General features: G+C 49.1%; 20 protein-coding genes, 1 riboswitch and 1 other annotated feature (1 of these 22 only partly in view). Of the genes, 2 read left to right on the top strand and 18 right to left on the bottom strand.

From position 1 onward, the window contains the following. Positions 1 to 62, top strand: a binding site (T-box leader); it begins 190 nt to the left of the window's first position. 262 nt (positions 63 to 324) lie between these two features. Further along, entirely contained in the window at positions 325 to 1,917 is a 1,593-nt protein-coding gene (gene serA / locus AC0WRU_RS14100; RefSeq protein ID WP_476125242.1) for a phosphoglycerate dehydrogenase, read from the top strand. A gap of 229 nt (positions 1,918 to 2,146) precedes the next feature. Here the strand turns inward: serA and AC0WRU_RS14105 are convergent, their stop codons facing one another. The 6 genes from AC0WRU_RS14105 to AC0WRU_RS14130 all read right to left on the bottom strand — a co-directional run bounded on the left by AC0WRU_RS14105 (position 2,147) and on the right by AC0WRU_RS14130 (position 7,860). Next, positions 2,147 to 3,601, bottom strand: a complete 1,455-nt coding sequence (locus tag AC0WRU_RS14105) for an ATP-binding protein (RefSeq protein ID WP_476125244.1) — start codon at positions 3,599 to 3,601, stop codon at positions 2,147 to 2,149. Between the two features lies 1 nt (position 3,602). Then, the gene (locus tag AC0WRU_RS14110; protein WP_025685818.1) at positions 3,603 to 4,319 is read right to left on the bottom strand and encodes a response regulator transcription factor; all 717 of its coding nucleotides are present in this window, start codon (positions 4,317 to 4,319) and stop codon (positions 3,603 to 3,605) included. 110 nt (positions 4,320 to 4,429) lie between these two features. Then, positions 4,430 to 5,188: a pseudouridine synthase gene (locus AC0WRU_RS14115; RefSeq protein ID WP_025685819.1), complete on the bottom strand. Its 759-nt coding sequence runs from the start codon at positions 5,186 to 5,188 to the stop codon at positions 4,430 to 4,432. Positions 5,189 to 5,266: 78 nt separating this feature from the next. Beyond that, positions 5,267 to 5,797, bottom strand: a complete 531-nt coding sequence (locus AC0WRU_RS14120) for a spore maturation protein (RefSeq protein ID WP_476125247.1) — start codon at positions 5,795 to 5,797, stop codon at positions 5,267 to 5,269. Between the two features lie 7 nt (positions 5,798 to 5,804). Then, positions 5,805 to 6,557: a nucleoside recognition domain-containing protein gene (locus AC0WRU_RS14125; RefSeq protein ID WP_476125249.1), complete on the bottom strand. Its 753-nt coding sequence runs from the start codon at positions 6,555 to 6,557 to the stop codon at positions 5,805 to 5,807. Positions 6,558 to 6,597: 40 nt separating this feature from the next. After that, positions 6,598 to 7,860, bottom strand: coding sequence for a D-alanyl-D-alanine carboxypeptidase family protein (locus AC0WRU_RS14130; RefSeq protein WP_476125250.1), 1,263 nt, complete (start codon positions 7,858 to 7,860; stop codon positions 6,598 to 6,600). 208 nt (positions 7,861 to 8,068) lie between these two features. On the opposite strand from AC0WRU_RS14130, the gene AC0WRU_RS14135 reads away from it, so the two are divergent. Then, positions 8,069 to 8,785 (top strand): protein-glutamine gamma-glutamyltransferase, encoded by a 717-nt coding sequence (locus AC0WRU_RS14135; RefSeq protein ID WP_476125251.1) that lies wholly within the window; start codon positions 8,069 to 8,071, stop codon positions 8,783 to 8,785. A gap of 98 nt (positions 8,786 to 8,883) precedes the next feature. Here AC0WRU_RS14135 and ytfJ read toward each other — a convergent pair whose 3' ends face one another. The 12 genes from ytfJ to lysA all read right to left on the bottom strand — a co-directional run bounded on the left by ytfJ (position 8,884) and on the right by lysA (position 20,546). Continuing rightward, positions 8,884 to 9,375, bottom strand: coding sequence for a GerW family sporulation protein (gene ytfJ / locus AC0WRU_RS14140; protein WP_476125252.1), 492 nt, complete (start codon positions 9,373 to 9,375; stop codon positions 8,884 to 8,886). Between the two features lie 87 nt (positions 9,376 to 9,462). Further along, on the bottom strand, positions 9,463 to 10,164 hold the full coding sequence (locus tag AC0WRU_RS14145; RefSeq protein WP_476125253.1) for a DUF2953 domain-containing protein: 702 nt from the start codon (positions 10,162 to 10,164) through the stop codon (positions 9,463 to 9,465). Positions 10,165 to 10,352: 188 nt separating this feature from the next. Then, a complete protein-coding gene (gene scpB / locus AC0WRU_RS14150; protein WP_025685826.1) occupies positions 10,353 to 10,955 on the bottom strand; it encodes an SMC-Scp complex subunit ScpB in 603 nt (200 codons plus the stop codon). Then, the gene (locus AC0WRU_RS14155; protein ID WP_476125254.1) at positions 10,924 to 11,718 is read right to left on the bottom strand and encodes a segregation and condensation protein A; all 795 of its coding nucleotides are present in this window, start codon (positions 11,716 to 11,718) and stop codon (positions 10,924 to 10,926) included. The genes scpB and AC0WRU_RS14155 overlap by 32 nt, the downstream gene beginning before the upstream one ends. A gap of 173 nt (positions 11,719 to 11,891) precedes the next feature. Further along, positions 11,892 to 12,356, bottom strand: coding sequence for a 6,7-dimethyl-8-ribityllumazine synthase (gene ribH / locus AC0WRU_RS14160; protein WP_025685828.1), 465 nt, complete (start codon positions 12,354 to 12,356; stop codon positions 11,892 to 11,894). A 28-nt stretch (positions 12,357 to 12,384) separates the two neighbouring features. Continuing rightward, on the bottom strand, positions 12,385 to 13,077 hold the full coding sequence (gene ribB / locus AC0WRU_RS14165; RefSeq protein ID WP_476125255.1) for a 3,4-dihydroxy-2-butanone-4-phosphate synthase: 693 nt from the start codon (positions 13,075 to 13,077) through the stop codon (positions 12,385 to 12,387). Positions 13,078 to 13,104: 27 nt separating this feature from the next. Beyond that, positions 13,105 to 13,770 carry a riboflavin synthase gene (gene ribE, locus AC0WRU_RS14170; RefSeq protein WP_476125256.1) on the bottom strand — a complete coding sequence of 222 codons (666 nt, stop codon included), beginning with the start codon at positions 13,768 to 13,770 and terminating at the stop codon, positions 13,105 to 13,107. 335 nt (positions 13,771 to 14,105) lie between these two features. Then, positions 14,106 to 14,279: riboswitch (FMN riboswitch) on the bottom strand. A 67-nt stretch (positions 14,280 to 14,346) separates the two neighbouring features. Next, the gene (locus AC0WRU_RS14175; RefSeq protein ID WP_476125257.1) at positions 14,347 to 14,814 is read right to left on the bottom strand and encodes an IDEAL domain-containing protein; all 468 of its coding nucleotides are present in this window, start codon (positions 14,812 to 14,814) and stop codon (positions 14,347 to 14,349) included. 216 nt (positions 14,815 to 15,030) lie between these two features. Next, complete coding sequence (locus tag AC0WRU_RS14180; protein WP_476125258.1) at positions 15,031 to 17,319, bottom strand: thiamine pyrophosphate-dependent enzyme; 2,289 nt, start codon at positions 17,317 to 17,319, stop codon at positions 15,031 to 15,033. Further along, positions 17,319 to 18,332: a 2-oxoacid:acceptor oxidoreductase family protein gene (locus AC0WRU_RS14185; RefSeq protein WP_476125259.1), complete on the bottom strand. Its 1,014-nt coding sequence runs from the start codon at positions 18,330 to 18,332 to the stop codon at positions 17,319 to 17,321. The genes AC0WRU_RS14180 and AC0WRU_RS14185 overlap by 1 nt, the downstream gene beginning before the upstream one ends. Before the next feature lie 248 nt (positions 18,333 to 18,580). Then, complete coding sequence (locus AC0WRU_RS14190; RefSeq protein WP_014282150.1) at positions 18,581 to 19,015, bottom strand: peptidylprolyl isomerase; 435 nt, start codon at positions 19,013 to 19,015, stop codon at positions 18,581 to 18,583. Positions 19,016 to 19,178: 163 nt separating this feature from the next. Further along, positions 19,179 to 20,546, bottom strand: coding sequence for a diaminopimelate decarboxylase (gene lysA / locus AC0WRU_RS14195; RefSeq protein ID WP_476125260.1), 1,368 nt, complete (start codon positions 20,544 to 20,546; stop codon positions 19,179 to 19,181). Between the last annotated feature and the right edge of the window lie 18 nt (positions 20,547 to 20,564).

Genomic DNA, 20,564 nt, shown 5'->3' on the forward strand with positions numbered 1-20,564 from the left:
GGCAGTCCGTTGCGAAACGGCTGCGAATTAGGGTGGTACCACGATAAACTCTCGTCCCTTACTATGGAGATAGTATGTGATTCGGGAGTTTTTTTGATGCCCGGAAACCGCCAAGCGGTTCTGCATATGACCTTTTTAACCGTCAGTTGGTGCATAATGCTATTTTATTCCTTTTCTGCGTCAATGCGTTATCACGTTAGTGTTATCCGCAATCTTCTGTTCTTTCAGAAGCATTTCAAGTTTTTTCACGTTCTTTATGGAATGTATTTTAGTTTGAAGTACATCCTGTCCATAAAAGAAGTTAACTTTGAGGAGGAAACCAAAATGTTTAAAGTGTTAGTATCCGATCCGATCAGTGACCTGGGCATCCAGCAACTGATGGATGCAGACGATGTCACGGTGGACAAGAACACAGGTCTTAGCGAGGACGAATTGGTTCAAATTATTGGTGACTATGATGCACTGCTCGTTCGTAGCCAAACCCGGGTAATCGAACGTATCATGACAGCAGGTAAGAACCTCAAGGTTGTCGGACGTGCCGGTGTCGGAGTGGATAACATCGACCTGGAAGCAGCAACACAACGCGGAATTATCGTCATTAACGCCCCTGACGGCAACACAATTACGACATGTGAGCATACTTTTGCCATGATGATGGCTCTGGCGCGTCATATTCCACAGGCGTATGCTAAAACCATCGGCGGTACATGGGATCGTAAAACGTTCCTCGGTGTTGAGCTGCGTAACAAGACGCTTGGCGTACTCGGTATGGGACGCATCGGCAGCGAGGTAGCCAAACGTGCCAAAGCCTTCGGCATGAGCATTCTCGGCTATGATCCGTTTCTGACGGAAGAGCGCGCTGAGAAGCTGGGCATCAAGCTGGCAAGTGTGGACGAAATTATCCGCAACGCGGATTTCATGACAGTACACACACCGTTAACACCGGAAACGAAGCATATGATTGCCCGTCCGCAGTTTGAAGTGATGAAAAAAGGGATGCGTATCATCAACTGTGCCCGCGGCGGCGTTGTCGATGAAATGGCTCTCGTTGAAGCCATTGATGAAGGCATCGTTGCCGGCGCAGCCTTTGACGTATTCGAATCGGAGCCACCAGCACAGGATCACCCTTTCCTGAGCCATCCGAAAATTATCGTTACACCGCATCTAGGTGCATCCACAGTAGAGGCTCAGGAGAATGTAGCGATCGACGTATCCGAGCAGGTGTTGCACATTTTGCGTGATGAGCCGTTCAAAAATGCGGTCAACATGCCTCCGGTACCATCCAACGTGATGACGCAATTGCAGCCGTATTTCTCGCTTGGCGAGAAGCTGGGTAGCTTTGCCGCTCAAGTGACAAATCAGGCTGTACGTGAAATCCAGGTGGATTACGCAGGTGATCTGTCTTCTGTAGATACACAGCCGCTGACACGTTATATTTTGAAAGGTGTGCTCAGTCGCCATCTGGGTAGCGATGTTAACATCGTAAACTCGGTTCACCTTGCCAAAACACGTGACATCCATCTTGTCGTGTCACAGGCTCCGGCTACCAAGGGCTTTACCAACCTGATTACCGTCACGCTCAAAACGCAAAGCGGCGAGGAGCAACGTGTAGCGGGTACCCTGCTCGCAGGCTATGGCGAACGTATCGTCCGGTTGAACCAGTTCCCAGTGGACGTGGCACCAGAAGCGCATTTCCTGCTCATCTCCCACAATGACAAACCCGGCATTATTGGCCGTGTCGGCACTCTGCTCGGGGAGAACGGCGTGAATATCGCTTCCATGCAGGTAGGACGTAAAATTGTTGGCGGTGAAGCCATCATGATTCTGACTGTTGATAAAGCCGTTCCTAAAGACGTGCTGGTCCAACTGGTTGGCTTGCCGGAACTGAATACCGCTCAAGAAGTGGTACTCGATTAAGCTGTCAGCAGTGCTGAATAATGTTAACAAGCTTTGCCTAATCAGAGAGGCGTCCGGCGAACCGGGCGTCTTTTTTTATATATCCACGACCCGTATCCGTGACCAGCATTAGACCTACCTGTTCTGAGAAGCTGAATGTTCCACGTTGAACAAGATAAATGTTGATTTTTCAACAAAAAGCACCCTCTTCCGAGGATGCCTGCGAACCGGGGTATATTTTGCTGTTGGCTTATAAGCCCTGTTGCAAAGCCCGACTTTGTTTTTTGGAGATCGGCAGCAAAATAGTGAACTCTGTCCCTTCTCCCAATACGCTGGCAGCAGTGACAGAGCCTCCGTGAGCCTCCACAATATTTTTGACAATCGCAAGCCCCAGCCCGGTTCCTTTGTCCACGCCTCGCACTCTGGCCTTGTCTGCCTTGTAAAAGCGGTCAAAAATATAAGGCAGATCCTCACTGGCAATGCCCACACCTTCATCCTTAATCCGAATGCGGATCAGCTCATGCCGTTCCCCCAAAATCCGATCGGCACTAATGGTAACACTTTTTCCACCGGGCGTATGCCTGAACGCATTATCCAGCAAATTGGTCAGTACCTGTTCCAATCGGTCTTCATCTGCTTCGGGCAGCAGTAAATGCTGGCCTTGCTCATGATAATCGAGCGTCAGCCCCTGTTCCTTTGAGCGCACCGTAAATTTACGATGAACACGCTCGATCAGTTCATTCACATCTACTTCCTGACGATGTATGTCTGTATGACCTGCCTCCATTCGAGCCAGATCAAGCAGATCCTTGACCAGCCTTCCCATACGCAACGATTCATCATGGATGACGCGTACCAGTTCCTCGGATTCTTCCGGTGAGCCAGCCATTCCATCGAGCAAGGCCTCGCTGTAGCCCTGCATCATGGAAAGCGGTGTACGGATTTCATGGGATACATTGGCTACAAAATCGCTCCGCATCTTCTCCAGCTTGACTTCCTCCGTGATGTCTCTGAGCACAGCCACAGCGCCACGAATTACATTATCTGTGTACAACGGTGCCATCTGCACCGACCAGGAGCCCTGTCTTACATGAATATAGTCTCCGCCGTCCTCTCCCCCGTCCATAACGGTATGGAACAACGGCAGCAATGGCCCGGGTACAAACACTCCACATTCCTCCTGGTCGTGCTCTTGCCACTCCATATTTTTCCATCTATCCAGCAGACTTTGCGCAGGTGGATTCGTCAAAATGATTTGTCCGCTTCTGTCGAAGGTCATAACAGCATCAGACATGCTTCTCAGCACGCTGGACAGATGATTCTTCTCCTCATTCAGACTGCGGATCGTCGCCTCCAGCTCCGTAGACATATGATTGAAAGTTTTCGCCAGTTCGCCAATCTCGTCACTCGTTACCAGCGAAAGCCGCGTATCATACCTTCCCTCACGGATCGCATTCGCCGCCTGAATCAACAGCTGCATAGGCTGCGTAATTTTAGTAAAAAGAAACAGAGCAAAAAAAGTCGTCAGTAAAAATCCGACAATGCATGTATAGGTGAACAAATGTTTGATCTCCGTTGATTCATAAGCCGCGAAATTCCTGTTGATGTACGGCAACAAAAAAAGTCCCAGAAAAATAAGCACAGAGCCTACAAGACAAATGATGGTGATCCATAGCTTGCCTACCAGCGATCTCCAGAAGCTCACGTTATTTTGGAACCTCCAGCTTGTAGCCGACGCCCCAAACCGTCGTAATCATAGCGGCTGCCTCCGGCGATACTTTGTTCAGCTTTTCACGAAGCCGTTTGACATGCGTATCCACCGTGCGTAGATCACCAAAAAATTCATAATTCCATACATCTTTCAGCAGCTCTTCGCGCGAAAATACCTTGTCCGGCGATACAGCCAAATAATGGAGCAGCTCGTACTCTTTAGGAGTGAGACTGATTTCGATCCCACCTGCGCTTACGCGGTGAGCATCATGCTCAATAATAAGATTCGGAAAAACAATGCTGTTGCTCGGCACCGTCTCCTTGGTCAAAAAAGCAGTTTCCGACGAACGGCGCAAAATCGCCTTCACCCGATAAATCACCTCACGCGGGCTAAAGGGCTTGACCACATAATCATCAGCCCCGACTTCAAAGCCCTGTACGCGGTTCACTTCCTCGCCTTTGGCAGTCAGCATGATCACAGGTGTAGCTTTGGTCTGACGGAGACGTGTGCAAACTTCAATTCCATCCATCCCCGGTAACATCACATCGAGCAGAATAATACTGTAATCGCTTGCAGTCGCTTTTTGAAGTGCAATTTCGCCATCCTCAGCTTCATCAATTTCATATCCTTCTTTTTCCAGGTACATCCGCAGAAGGCGGCGAATGCGTTCTTCATCATCTACAATTAATATGCGGTTGCTATGTTCTGACATATTCCCAGCCCCTTCGCTAAAAAAAGCATTCTCTCTATTTTACTATTTTCCCGTGTCCGGTCAAACCTTGCTCTGTTCATTCAGCTCTCTTTACACCAAAAAGGCCGGGGTTATGACCCCCGTCCTGTCCGTTTCTTTTTCGTGTTGTCTGACTGTGCAAGTTGAATGAGACGGTTGATTTCGTCTTTGGTAAGGGGTCTCGTCAGACCACGCTTCAGGTTTTGCAGTAAAAGATCACCGAAGGCAATCCGTTTAAGCTTGATGACCGGATGGGAAATGGCCTCAAACATCCGTCTGACCTGACGGTTTCTGCCTTCATAAATGGTAATCTGGATCACAGACTCCTTGCCGTTCGGGTCCACATCCTTGTATTCTACCTCAGCGGGTGCGGTAATGCCATCCTCCAGCACGATCCCTTTTTTCAGCTTGTCCAGCTCGGTTCCGTGTGGAACGCCTTTGACTGTCGCCACATACGTCTTGGGCACATGATGCTTCGGATGGGTGAGCAGATTGGCGAATTCGCCGTCATTAGTGAGCAACAACAGCCCTTCAGTATCGTAATCAAGACGACCTACCGGATATACGCGTTCCTTAACGCCTTTCAGATAGTCAGACACGATTTTACGGCCTTCCGGATCGGAAGCACTCGTAATTACGCCTTTAGGCTTGTTCATCATTAAGTAGATTTTTTTTTCGGTTTTGATCGGTCTGCCCTTTACCGTAATTATATCCTGATCAGGGTCTGCCTTCGTTCCCAGCTCTGTTACGGTAACCCCGTTCACTTCCACGCTGCCCGCCTGAATAAGCTCCTCACATTTACGTCGGGAAGCTACGCCAGCCTGAGCCAATATTTTCTGCAATCTTTCCATGTTCGCTAATTCACCTCATGCTAATGATACCCATCCATGAACAAAATCACAAGCCCCGTTCACAAATCAATGCAGGAATCAAAATACAAGCAGGCAAATCGCAATGGCTGCCACAAAACCGACCACGTCTGAAAACAGCCCCACCTTCAAGGCATAACGTCCATTTCGAATACCTACCGCGCCAAAATATACAGTCAGCACATAGAGTGTCGTATCTGTGCTGCCCTGAATCGTGGAGGCAATACGACCGATCATGGAATCCGGGCCATACGTGCGGATCAGATCCGTCGTAAACGCAAGCGAGCCGGTGCCCGTCAACGGGCGCAACAGTCCTAATGGCAGTACCTCACCGGGTACGCCCCAGCTTTTGATCCAGGGCGTTACCCAGGATATCAGGTAATCCAGAGCGCCGGACGCTCGAAAAATGCTGATAGCCACCATCATGCCTACGAGGTGAGGAATGATACTGATGGCCGTGGAGAAGCCTTCTTTGGCTCCATCCACAAAGGAATCGTAGACTGGCACCTTTTTGGCATATGCATATAAAGGAATAAAGGCAAGAATAACCGGAATGGCCCAAGTCGATACGAGATTAATGAAATAAAGCATGCCTCCCTCATCCTTTCCAAGTGGTGTTTCTGCCCTTGGCAGCCGTCATTCCTGATCGCGGAACGGCAGGTGAAGAAACGGGCGGCGTAGCCGGAGAGGACGCAGTAAACGGTATGCCCTGTGGTGCCTGTGTTTTCTGTGGAGGCAATGATGATGTAGAAGGTGGACTGGCTGGAGGGCGACGCAGCTCCCGGCTACGGTACCAGCGATCCGCCGCAATCGCGGCAAAGGTGGCTATCGCAGTCGCCACCAGCGTCGTGCCTACGATTTCGGTCGGATTGGCGGAATGATAATTGAGCCGAATCGCAATCAGGGTGGTCGGAATAAGCGTAATGCTGGCCGTGTTCAACGCGAGCAGCGTACACATAGCGGGCGTAGCGGTTTGCTTGTCGGGATTGAGTGATTGCAGCTCTTGCATCGCCTTGATGCCCATGGGGGTCGCTGCATTTCCCAAGCCAAGCAGATTAGCGCTCATATTGGACAAGATATACCCCATAGCCGGATGATTACGCGGCACATCAGGAAACAGAAAAGCAACTAGTGGGGCGAGCAGTTTGGATATTTTCTGCAAAAGCCCCCCATCTTCCGCCAGCTTCATCATGCCCATCCAGAACACAAGCACACTAATCAGCCCAAAGCATACCGTGACACCCGTAGCCGCCCCGTCAAATGCCGCCTTGGTCACCACTTCAATATTTCCCTGTGCGGCGGCAAACACAAATCCAATACAAATCAGGGCCACCCATATGAGATGAATCAAGACCGATCCCTCCCTTTCACCAATGAATGTGACGTAATCCCTATGCTCTGAACAGATTTCTTAAAATATCGTTCCATCCGCTCGCCCATGTGCGCTCTTGGTTGCCGCCAGTTGCAGGAGCTTGTGCCGTCGGAATTTCCTGTTGTGGCTGTACTGTGCTCCGGGCGGGCAGCTTACTGCCTTTTTCATACACAGGAACGGAGCCAATAAGCTTACCTTCCAGCAGGAACTCGACACGTCCCCGCAAACCGAAGGATGCGTCGGCTCTGTTAGACTTGGACTTTTTATACAGGACCAGTCTTTTGTGCAGCTGCACCTTCTCCCCATCATGCAATGGATAGGCAAAGCTTGCGCCTGTAAGCAGCGGGTAACCATCAATCGGCTGTTGATTGTCCGTAATCGGAATGAGCGGATAGTATCGGAAACCATAGTCAAGCATGCGGGCATGGTCATTCCAATCGTCTCCGTCATTCAAGGTAACAGCAGCAAGCTGGCGACCGTCCCGTGTGGCTGAGCTGACCAGACAGCGAAACGCTTTTTTCGTAAAACCCGTTTTCACACCATCAGCTCCCTCATAGAGCCTCAGCATCTTGTTCTTGTTATGCCATGAATAATCCCAAGATTCATTCGGATTGGGTGCTTTTTTTAACTCCGTTTTCACAATGCGAGCAAAGGTTGGATTATGCAGTGCATAAGCGGTAAGCCGGGCCATATCATTGGCAGAGGAATAGTGTCCCTCGGCATCCAGTCCGTGCGGATTAGCAAAGTGAGAATGGCTTAGTCCAAGCTGAACCGCCTTCTCATTCATCAAATGAACAAATCCTTCTTCCGTCCCTCCCACATGCTCCGCAATGGCGGAAGCCGCATCGTTACCGGAACGAAGCATCAAGCCGTACAACATATTTTCCAGTGTCATTTGTTCACCCTTTTGGAGAAAAAGCGAGGACCCCTCTTTGGCATAAGCCGTCGGACTCACCTTTACCCGGTCCTGCAAGCGTCCATGTTCAATGGCTACGATCGCGGTCATGATTTTGGTTAGACTGGCGATGCGAAGCTCCCGGTCACCCTCGGCGGAATATATGATTCTTCCTGATGTGACATCAATAAGAGAGGAAGCCTGAGCATGTGTAGTCAAAGCTGGTGGGACTTCCTCCTTCTTCACTGCTCCCCAAGCAGCCTGCGGACTCAGCATTGTGAGCGGCAATGTCAGGACGAGCAGCAGTGCCAGCAGCAAAACAAATGCGCGTATCTTGGGCAAAAGCTTGCCGTATCCCGCGTAGATTTTTGGCTTTCTTTTGAACATTTGGATTCCTCCGGTTTTGAGCAAGTCTTGTACCATTCTATGTCCAAGCTGTTCAAAGTATGTCCACCTTTATAGCAGAAAATCCCTCTAGGGATATGGTGTATCGTCCCTCTTTTTAGCTTACTTTTTGAAGCAAACCAGGCAACTTGCACTCCTGCTTACATATATATAATAGTTACTAAACATGATGAATGAATGGAGGTACTACATGCAGCCGCAACAGTTTGAAACGATCTTAAGAAGCCGAATTGTCGAGGCAGCGGAAGCCTTGAATCGAAGCGGTGTATCCTTTGCCACCTTTGATACCGCACGCAGCAACGCGCAATTTTGGGAGTTGACGGAGAAAGGCGGATTTCAGATTAAAGCAGGTGTTACACCAGCGCAGGGGATCAGAGATATTTTTGTAAATGGACATAAATATGCCTTTGAGTGTGCGACAGCTATGGTCATTGTGCTCTACAAAGGAGTGCTGGATTCCATTCTGGAAAGTGAATTTAACCGAATTTTTGCCGATATGCTGCTGTATGATTGGCACTATGACAGTGATCTCAGACTCATACAGGAGCAGGGGATTCACAAGGCCGTTCCTGGTGATATTCTGTATTTTAACAATCCCGATGTATCACCCAAAACGCCGGAGTGGAAAGGAGAAAACGTTGTCAAGCTAAGGGAAAACTCGTTTTATGGTCACGGGATTGGCATCCACACAGCGGAAGGCATCATCGACTCCCTCAATCGTTATCGGCGACCGGGGTTCACCACTTCTGCTTATTTGACAAATGAAGTGATCTACCCCGATTTTGTCTATCTGTCACAGTTTGCCTCTGGGGGAAACCGGCAAGAAGAACTTGAGCCGAGCCCTACAGACGTGCACACTCCTCGTATACATGCGAGCATCGGTGGAAGACAGTATATTCGTGCATAAAATTATTATGGCTGGGTGTATGTAAAAAAGAGGGTGTTCCTTAGCCAATAGCTGACTTTGGAATACCCTCCTGTGCAAATAATCCTATTCAATAACAGTTACAAATAAGCCGGGCCAGAGTGACTGTGATCAGTAGTGACATCTACAGGTACCTTTGAGGGTGAAGTATGCAAGTCGCCGCCTGCATTCCGGAAGATAGACTGAACCTTATCAATCAGGTATGGTGTGGAGTCGATGAGTTTCTCAATCAGATGCGTTTGATTGTCCAATGGAACGATTTGTGCCCCCTGTTTGCCGACAACCAGAAAAGCAATCGGTTGAATAGATACACCACCACCGCTACCGCCACCAAAAGGATGTCCTTCCTTCCCGCTATGATTACCCGACGCCGAGGAAGTATGAAGCGCCTCTTCATCTACGTTAAAATCACTTCCCCCGGCTGCGAAACCAAATCCTACCTTACTGATTGGCAAAATAACGGAACCATCGGGTGTTTCTACCGCGTCTCCCACAATCGTATTCACATCCACCATGGCTTTGATGTTCTCCATCGCGGTTTGCATGAGCCCTTGAATCGGGTGATCTGACATGATTATTCCTCCTCTGCTTTGTTCAAGCGTAGACTGCCTTTTCTTTCGCTAGTGTGCGCAGGGGTTCAAGGAAATATGTATGGCTCATTATTCCTCATGCTTTACTGGTTTCTTGGAGAATACGCGCTTCCACGCCTCTGGACCGCCCGGTACGCGCCATATGCGGTAGGCCAATATGAGCATCGAATAAACCACATAACCTAGTGAAATACTTGCCTCACAGGTCAAAGTGGTAGTAAAACGCAGACGATCCACCCAATAGGGCACAACAAACAGCTTGGGCGTGCAGTTCATACGCACAAAGCTGGAGGCAAAACCGATCAGTGACGTTTTCAGTCCCCAGAGAATACCGGTAGAGGTAGCCGTATAAGCAGCGTCAGCAAGACTGATATTGGTGGACCATTCCATTTTCGACATTTTCACATGGGATAGCGTATGACGTATCCATCGCTGAAAGGAACGCGTTCCTTTCAGCAGAATCCGAACATCGTATATAAATCGCTTGATTTTCTCTTTATCGATGGTGCCGCTGTCAATAGAAGCATCGGTTTTATGTATGTTTTTGTTGCGATCGAGTCGATAGAGTAGCCCTTTCTGCAAACTTGCCAGCAAAATAGCCGGAATGTCATAATTTATTTTAATCCACCCGTACAGAAATCTGATCTCCAGATGCGCCCGGTCATCATTATCATGCTTGGCAATATCCAGCTTCAATCGGATACGGGAGAGCAGAACAGCCAGCACAAGTAACAAGACGACGAGGATGGCGATACCGATCCATTTCCACACTGGCGAGTCCTCCCTTCCTTTTTTTTCTACATAGATATACCATGGCAAAAATAGTATGACCCTTCACCCGGAAAACATGCATCCTGAAACGCTAAACAGCCAGCCCCATTACGCAAGGACTGGCTGTTTTCTAAATTTCGAACCTTTAACAATGAAGAGAAACCTGTAAAACAGGCTCCTGTCAGGCATCAAGATTCTGTATCGTTCATATCCGGGTGATTACTCTCCAAACGTTCGAACAACAATTGTGTCTCTTCCTCCAAATTATCCGAGTCCTCAAACAGCTCAGGCTGCGGCAAATCCGCCAAAGAGCCCAGACCAAAATAATCCAGAAATGACTTCGTCGTACCGTACAAAATCGGCCGTCCGATAGCCTCAGCCCGCCCTTTTTCCTCAATGAGCTCCTTGTTGACCAGAGTATGTATGGCCCGCTCAGATTTGACACCGCGAATATCTTCGATTTCAACTCTTGTAATGGGCTGGCGGTAGGCCACAATGGCAAGTGTCTCCAAGGCCGCTTGCGACAGCGAGGCACGTGCCGGAGAGTAGGCGAGCTTTTCAAAATAAGGTGCATGTTCGGATAAGGTTGCAAGCTGATAGTGCCCGGCGATACGGACAATTTGCAGACCTCTTCCTCCCTGCTCCATGTCCTGCTTCATATCCTCCAGACCCTTTTCAACCAGCTCTTGCTGCTGCTCTACAATGTCGGCGATCTGCTTGGCGGACAACCCTTCCTCTCCCGCGAGAAACAGCAGTCCCTCAATAATTGATTTCAGCTTCAGATAATCCATTAACCCGTAAATCCCCTCTCCACTCCATTACAATATCATCGAAAAGCTTCTCCTGATAGCAGAAAATCTGCTTCATTTTCATCAGTTCGAGGATAGCCAAAAAGGTGACTACCACTTCATGCCGATACATATCCTCATGCATCAGCTTGGAGAACAAAAGTCGTCCCCCCGCTCCTACCATCTCCAACGCCCCGATGACCTGCCGAATACGATCCTTGACCGAAATCTCATCCCGGTGAATACGGGTTACCGTCGTACGTCGTTCTGCTTTGCGCAGCGCACGCTGAAAAGCCGCGACCAAATCGCTTGCATGCAGCCCATGCACCGGAATGGCGGGTTCGGTGGGCAGGTATGCGCTCAAATCCTCCGGCTCCTTGCCATAGATCAGACTTCGTTCCCATTCACGCTCACTCAGATGGCGGGCAATCCCTTTATATTTACGATACTCCACCAGCTTGCGAACCAGTTCATCCCGTGGATCATAATCCTCTTCTTCATAAAAATCCAAATCATCATATTCCATTACAGGTGGCTTGGGAAGCAGCAATTTACTCTTAATGGATAAGAGCGTCGCCGCCATCACCAGAAACTCGCTCGTAATGTCCAGCTCCAGCTCCTGCATACTGTGCAAAAAAGCCATATACTGATCGGTAATATCACTAATCGGGATATCCTGAATATCGATCTCGGCCTTATCAATCAGATGCAACAGCAGGTCCAGCGGACCCTCGAATGTTTCCAGCTTGTAATTTACGACTGTCAATGTGCTTCCCCCTGCCTTACTCCAATCATCATTCAACAATACCTTTCCCCGTTAGCACTTATGCTCGACTTTATCAATCCCTCTTTCTGTAGTATATACGTCATCGCCTTGCTTAACAATCCAATCCCTTTTTCCAGCTATAGTTATGTCGTTCTATTCAGGTATTCGCAAAATTAAAACTGCTTGCCCAGATTCGCCATCTCAATCGCAGCCAGTGCAGAATCCCAGCCTTTATTACCAGCCTTCGTACCTGCACGCTCAATAGCCTGCTCAATGTTTTCCGTCGTCACTACACCGAAAATAACAGGCACACCTGTTTTCAGACTGCTTGCCGCCACACCCTTGGCCACTTCATTGCAGACGATATCATAATGCGAGGTAGAACCACGGATCACCGTACCCAGCGTAATAACGGCATCGTATTTACCGCTTGCAGCCATTTTTTGAGCAATCAGTGAAATTTCAAAAGCACCTGGCACCCAGGCTACATCAATCTCATCTTCCTTCACTCCATGCCGTTGAAGCGCGTCGATTGCACCGCTTAACAGCTTGCTTGTAATAAACTCATTAAATCTGCCCACCACAATACCATACTTCAAACCATCCGATACGAGATTACCTTCCAGAAAACGTGCCATATCAATCAACCTCTCTTTTTTAAATTATTTACAATGACATACGACGACGATAATCAATCAAATCCTGAATACTGATCAGCTTCAAATGATGACGCTTGGCGATCACTGCCAAATCTTGCACCCTGGCCATAGACCCATCTTCCTTTATAATTTCGCAAATGACCCCGGCGGGTTTGGAGCCGCAGAGTCGGGCCAGATCGACAGCCGCCTCAGTATGACCCGCACGCTGCAAAACACCCCCATCGCGGGCAATCAGCGGAAACATGTGACCAGGCTTGCGAAAATCGAGCCCTGTGGCTTTCTCGTCGGTCAGCGCACGCACGGTCAAAGAACGCTCGGCTGCTGAAATCCCCGTTGTCGTCTCTCTATGATCTACCGACACCGTAAAGGCTGTACCGTGGAAATCTGTATTTTGCTCCACCATCGGCTGCAATTCCAGTGCCTCGGCTCTCTGCCCTGTAATCGGTACGCAGACCAACCCGCGGCCTTCGGTAATCATGAAATTAATGACCTCGGGGGACGCTTTTTCAGCCAGAGCGATAAAATCGCCTTCGTTTTCCCGTTGCTCATCATCCACCACGATCACGACTTTACCGTTTTTCAGATCCTCCAGCGCTTCTTCAATGGAATCCAGACGAATTTCCACTTCCTCCTCCAACACACCATATTCCACTACGTCAGCCACTATATTTAAATGGCTCTCACTGCTTCCGCTTTCCATTACGCTTTCCTCCTTATTTCTTGTGGATCAGGCAAAGCCGTGTTTCGCCAAATAATCCAGACTCATAGGAGCTTTCTCCGTTTCCTCCGTCGCCGCTGATCTTCCGTAATTCAAAAGCTGCTCCACATATTTACCTAAAATGTCGCACTCAATATTGACGGTGTCTCCCTCACGTTTGGCCTGCAAGGCCGTCTCAGATAAGGTATGGGGGATGATAGATACGGCAAAGGTATCTCTTGTGCGCTGGGCAACCGTCAAGCTGATGCCGTCGAGTGTAATCGAGCCTTTGAGAAGAATATATTTGAATATTGCCTGATCTGTAGGTGCAACTTCGTACACAACCGCATTCTGGTCTGATGTCACCCGACGAATTGTGCCCGTTCCATCCACATGTCCTTGCACGATATGCCCTCCAAACCTGTTGTTCGCCGCCATAGCCCGTTCCAGATTGACCCGGCTACCGGAGTTCAACTCTTTCAGATTGCTGCTGCGGAAGGTTTCAGGCATCACATCAACCTTAAAATCCTTAGTACCCACCTGTGTTGCGGTCAGACAAACACCATTCACGGAAACACTGTCTCCTATTTTCAAATCGCCCAATACCACAGAACCCGCAATGCCCAGCACCATCGCTTCTCCGCTTCTGGAAATCTGCTGAATGCGTCCCACTTCCTCGACCAATCCGGTAAACATGCCTTCACTCCTTCCCATCTAAAGTTCAGTTTATCCCTAATTCATCAGGCGTAAGCGCAAAAACCCCCCAGTCCGGATAATATCCGTCATGGGGGGTGATGAGAGTCAAATTTGCAGTATACAAGCGCAGTCCATATACATCCTGAGACCACATGAATGATAAGTTTGCCAATAGAAAGCATGACTGACCATACAACCAAATACGCTCAGAGCGCGTGCGAAAACGAAAGCTTGTAGAACAAGCAATCTTCCGTTTGCTACCTGCAACGAAATAAGCCGTACGTACCATTACGTATGCTAAATATCGGCACATGTCATGTCATGCACATGCGCTTCGTATCCTTCTCCCATCCAGACTATACTGTCGGTCCCGGAATTGCACCAGGTCCACCTTCTGCTGATCGCTCAGCATCCGGGTCACGGACTAAGCCGCGCTGTTCATCGCAGAAGCGATTTACAGACACGTCATCACCGCCGGTGGGGAATTGCGCCCCGCCCCGAAGGATCTTGCTTTATTCAATTGAATTAGCATTAAACTTGTTACGTATATTAGCACCGACTTCTAAAAAAAGCAAGTTATCTGATAAACGCTTCTGCTTTTGTTTTGACATATTGGCTGGAAAGCTCTTCAAACCAGGCTCTATCATTCATGTGAAGCGCCAGATCTATCAGATCGGCCAGTTCTTCGATTCCAAGCTGCGTAGCATGATCGAACGTAATGACCGCTGAAGCGGTTGGTCCGCGGCCACCCTCCGTGCATATATCGTAATCCAGCCGTACATCAACATGCCCGTCGATAAACTCGCATTTCAGAAAATAAATAATCTCGCACATTAAAATGGGACGCACCTGCGTTTCCAGCACACAATCCATCACCTTGGCTGAATAATGCTGGTTCGTCAGCGTAAATTTGTGATCCGTCGCTGCCAGGGAAGTCCGTCCAAAGTCATCCGTAAATTTCAATTCCACTGGCGTGATTTTCATGACCTTGGGTATTTGCTTCTTTATAATTTCGATTATCTCAACTGTATTCAGCTTAATCATACCTGCACCTCATTGCATCTTAAAATTCAGAGAAAGCACTAATTCAACATCACGTAGGCCTCCACTCCTATATCGGAAATCATTACCTGATTTTTTATGCTTCATCCCATAAACGACAAAAAAGATTCTTCGCGCAACAAGCGCAAAGAATCTTGATCGAACCGGTACCGCAGCATCTTATAACAATGTTCAAATTGTATTATGCAAAAAAATGGATTATAGCTCCGAAATTTCATGTTTCTTTTTCAGAATATTCCAGCGGCGTTCAATCTCCTGCTCAAAGGTAGCCAGCGTGGCTTCCTCCTTAAGAAGATGTTTTGTTTTGCCCATTAATTTGAGCCATTCTGCGGCTGGAATCCGTTTTCCCTTGTCCTCCGGATTGTACGTAATCGTCGTACTGCCTTGCTCAATCTCGTACAGCGGGAAGAAGCAAGACTCCACAGCAGCCCCCACAATGCTGGTACCCAGTCTATCCTCGGATTTCCAGTTCAGTGGACAGGCGCACAGGATTTTACCATAGGCGGTCCCCACGTTATTTGCATACCATTGTGCTTTGGCCGCTTTGCGTAGCATATCCTGCGGATGGCTTTCGGCTGCCGTGAAGGCATATGGAATATTGCAGGCAGCCATAATTTGCACTGTATCCTTGTGATGGCCCTGCTTGCCTTTTTGCATCTTCCCTACACCTGACGTGCTCGTCATATGGCCGACCGGAGTCGAGTACGATTGCTGCGAGCCTGTATTCATGTACCCCTCGTTATCATATTCCAGCATGATCAGCTTATGATTACGAAGAGCCGCACCAATTGCAGAACCCATACCAATATCCATCCCGCCGTCCCCACTGATCATGATAAAGGTCGGATCATCCGCCATCTTAATTTCATTGCGGCGCTTCATCTCCATGTAAGCCTCCAGCGCTCCAGAGAGCGTAGCAGCCCCATTTTGAAAAAGATTATGAATCATCGGCTGCTTGTGCGACGTATACGGATAACCTGTTGTCACCACGTATACACAACCTGTCTGGAACAGCACGACGATATCTCCCTCGATGCCTTTGAAAAACAGCTCCAGCGCAGACAGCGCTCCACAGCCTGGACACGCCCCATGACCCGGCGTAAGACGGCGTGGTTTGGTCGTCAGCGAACGCAGCGGCGGTACCTTGACCTTGAGCTTCCCGGTCACCTCATCCGGCGTAACCTGAATGAGACCCGTACGGTACGCATCGCCCCGTGGCGGCTGCATGACCTGCGGCATGACCTTGTCCGGGGAGCCCGGATTAAGCCCGTAATAATCAAAAGGCTTCTCAATCCGCCCGGTTTCCGCCGTCTCAATAGCAAGCTGGAAGAATGCCTCAGCGTCTTCCGCATAAAAATCCTTGCCGCCCAAGCCAAAGATGCGACACAATACGAGCGTCCGGTTCAGCGGGTCCTCCTGCAAGGCCGCCTTGATTTCGTGCGTCAAATTACCGCCATCAGCGCCGTACGAATCCGCACGTTCACCCACCAGCAGCGCCTTGACATGGCGCAATGCCTCGCGCAGCTGCTCGGCAGGAAACGGCCGAATGATATTCGGACGAATGACACCGGCCTTAATGCCGCGCGCGCGGAGCTGATCAGCTACATCCTTGGCCGATTCAGCTGCCGAATTCAGCAAGAATACCGCAACCTCGGCATCCTCCATATGATAGAGATCCAAAATCGGATATTCCCGACCCGATAGTGCGGCATATTCCGCAGCTACCTGCTCATATACTCCTTCTGACAGCTTTAATGCCTTGGATAACTGAGCATGATTATTCGTCAGATCATCGCCGTTCATATGCGCACCCACCGTGACCGGATGGTCGAAATCCGAAATATTCGGATAATTTAGATTCGGGTTAGGACCCACAAAATTGCGCACGGTTTCGGCATCGGCAAAATATTGCACTTTACGCTTCTGATGGGACGTGTAAAAACCGTCATACGCGACCATCACAGGCAACCGAACATCGCTGTGCTCTGCAATTTTCAGCGCCATGATATTCATATCATACACAGCTTGCGGCGTGCTTGCGGTCAAAATCACCCAGCCCGTATTCAAACCATAGTACAAGTCCGAATGATCCCCACGGATATCCAGCGGGCCACTGATAGCTCGGGTCACCAGATTCATAACCATAGGAAAACGAGTGCCGGACTGCACAGGCAACTGCTCCAGCATATACAGGAAGCCTTGCGAACTTGTTGCGTTCACAACCCTCGCTCCCGCTGCCGCAGCACCATAGCATATCCCTGCCGATCCATGCTCACCGTCTGCTGCGACCAACTTAATGTCATGCTGGCCTCTCGTTCTCATTTGATCCAGATACTGCGCCACCTCGGTCGATGGTGTGATCGGAAAATATCCCATCATATGATAATTGATCTGCGCAGCCGCTGTAGCCGCCATTTCATTGCCGGATTCGAACGTCGTCACCTGCGCAGCGCCTGTCTGCTTGAGTTCCTCCTCCAGTTTCGCCATTACACGCCACCTCCTTCATATGCCGGAAATTGGTGGGCAACCCGATGCTGCTCTGCCCATCCCCATTGCTCACGGCGCGAGCTTAATGCCCCCGATGGGCAAATATCTACGCATTTCAGACAACCTTTGCAATACTGGTAATCAATCCCTTGCAAAAATGGCAGCATTCTTCCGCGTTTGTCTGCTTGCTCTTCCCATACGAAACAGTAATCCGGGCAAATCGAATCACACTTGGCACAATGCGTACATTTATCAGCTTCATATTCAGGCACATAACCCTGACGTGAACCACTAACATCTCTCGTCATGCTGTTCCCCTGAGTCGCAATAACGCCCCCTGATGGCTGCGTTTCGTACCCCAGCAAGGGCTGCGGACGTTCAAAAACCCGATCCTGCGCGCCATCAGTAACCGGATATACGTGCAGTTCCATTTCTTCAAAACCACGGTTAAACGTACGCAAATTAGGCTCCACCAACTGTGGATTTTTCTTCTCAAAGGTACTGCGAATAACCGATCTCATCGCCTCCGGATCTAAAAAATCACAGACGCGGAACAGCGCACCCAGCATGGACGTATTCAGCTTCGTCCGCTCCTCCAGGGCGATGCCCATCGCATCCACCACCGCCAGCGTACCGGATACCAGTCCCAAATCAGCCCGTATTTCCTCTGCTGGACGCGTGGAATTGACCACAACGATCCCGTCCGCCGGAAGTCCGCTGATGACATTTACCGTTTTGTACAATGTTTCATGAAAAATGCCCACCACATGCGGTTGCTCGATCGGACTGTGATCGCGTATATCCACCCCGGGATCACAAAAACGGACAAAGCTTTTGACCGGGGTTCCCTTCTTTTCCGAACCATAGGACGAAAAATTTGAAGCATTCAGCCCCAGACCAAGCACCCCGGTTTCAGCCAGCATTTTACCAGCCAGATTAGCGCCAAGTCCACCAATGGACTCCATCCGGATTTCAAAAAATCCGAGTCGATTTGTGCTCGTTAAAATAGACAATGTGATAAACCCCCTTCTTTTGCAACCCTTACTAAGCTTGAATACTCATATAAAAAATGGAAAATGCATTCTTATGAAAAGGCTATCACAACACTTACTTTTCGAATGTGATTTTCTTCACTTTAAGACCTGCGTGAATGCGAAAATCAGCAAACTGTCAAACAAAAGACAACAAAAAGCCGCCCTGTCGAAAGACAGAACGGCTTAGGTGTAACGTTATAGAAAAAGATCATGCATTTAACGGTATATTACGCGTCAAATACTTTGACCTCTTTCATTTTGTCGCCTTGTTTTACAGCATCAATGAATTCCATACCTTTGGTCACTTGACCAAATACAGTATGTACTCCATCCAAATGCGGCTGTGGAGCGTAGCAGATGAAGAATTGGCTTCCGCCTGTGTTACGGCCTGCATGCGCCATGGACAGAACGCCTTTGGCATGCTTCGTTGTGTTCGTAGCTGTTTCGCAGTCGATCGTGTATCCAGGACCGCCTGTGCCTGTTCCATTAGGACAACCACCTTGGGCAACAAAGCCTGGAATTACACGGTGAAAGCTCAAGCCGTTGTAATAACCGCTGTTTGCCAGCTTTTCGAAGTTAGCAACCGTGTTTGGCGCTTCTTCTGGAAAAAAATCAATTTCGACGATACCGCCGTTTTCAAGATCTATTCTACCTTTTTTCATTGTTTGTAGCTCCTTTTCAACCTGTTTTGAAAGCTAAATAGCATCAAGTTCCAGTTTACTATGAATTGCCGCGCTTAGCAAAGCCTTGTCCAAAAAAAAGAGACCATTATCCCCAGTATATCACTTCCGGCTAAATGGTCTACTTCGTCACGCGTATCAAAAATCAGGAAGAAACCGTAATCTTGGCGTTGGGATGAACCGATGAACCGGCTTGGTCACGGACCAGGCGCTGTGGCACGACATCATTCCGAACGATATCCTCATAGCTTTCCCGGCGCACCACCAGCTCAGCCTCACCATTGTTTACAAATACAACCGCTGGTCGACGTAACCGGTTATAATTACTCGCCATGGAATAATTGTAGGCTCCGGTTGAAGCAACAGCGAGCAAATCCCCGCTGGTCGGACGCGGCAGCTCCACATCCCAAATAAGCATATCGCCGCTTTCACAGCATTTCCCCGCAATGGATACCGTCTCCTCGTTTGCATCATACGCCCGGTTAGCCAGCATGGCTTCATACTTCGCCTGATATAGCGCTGGACGCGGATTATCCGTCATTCCGCCGTCCACCGAGACATACTTGCGCACCTGTGGGATATCCTTGACGCTGCCTACGGTATACAAGGTTGTGCCTGAATCGCCCACAATACTGCGTCCCGGCTCAATCCAGACTTCTGGAAGCTCATCATAAAGCCCGGAAAAATGAGTTTTTACGGCTTCGCCGATAGCCTGTACATAGGTGGAAATTTTCAGTGGCGTGTCCTCTTCTGTGTAACGAATGCCAAATCCCCCACCCAGATTAATAACCTTGAAAGAAAACTGAAGCTGTTCCTTGATTTCCCTGGAAAAAGCGGCAACCCGTTCGGCAGCCATTTGGAAGCCGTTAACTTCAAAAATTTGCGATCCGATATGGGAATGTACCCCCAGCAGGTTCAGATGATCTAGCCTGATAGCTTGCTCCACCACATGGCGTGCTGTACCGTTCGCAATGTCAAAACCGAACTTTGAATCCTCTTGGCCTGTGGCCATATATTCGTGCGTATGCGCTTCAACCCCCGGTGTAACCCGCAATAAAATATTTACCTGCTGTTTCCGCTCAGAGGCAAGGGCCTGAAGCAAATGCAGTTCCATCTCGCTGTCGACCACGAAGCAACCAATTTTCGCATCTAACGCCATTTCAATTTCTTCCAGTGTTTTGTTGTTGCCGTGAAAATGGATTCGCTCTGCCGGAAATCTAGCTTGCAGCGCGGTGAACAGCTCTCCACTGGAAACGACGTCGAGCGACATTCCTTCTTCTGCAGCCAAAGCACACATCGCCATTACGCAAAATGCTTTGCTTGCATAAGCGACTTGAAACTTCAACCCGGTTTCATGAAAAGCTTCTATAAATTCCCGACAACGCTGGCGTACTAACTGTTCATCTACAATATATAGCGGTGTTCCAAAACGCTCCTTCAGAAGGATCGTGTCGCAGCCGCCAATCTCCAAATGTCCAGTGCTGTTAATTTTACTGCTTCCATGCAAATACATATTCTGGCGCCTCTCTTT

This window comes from Paenibacillus sp. 1-8, assembly GCF_056316205.1.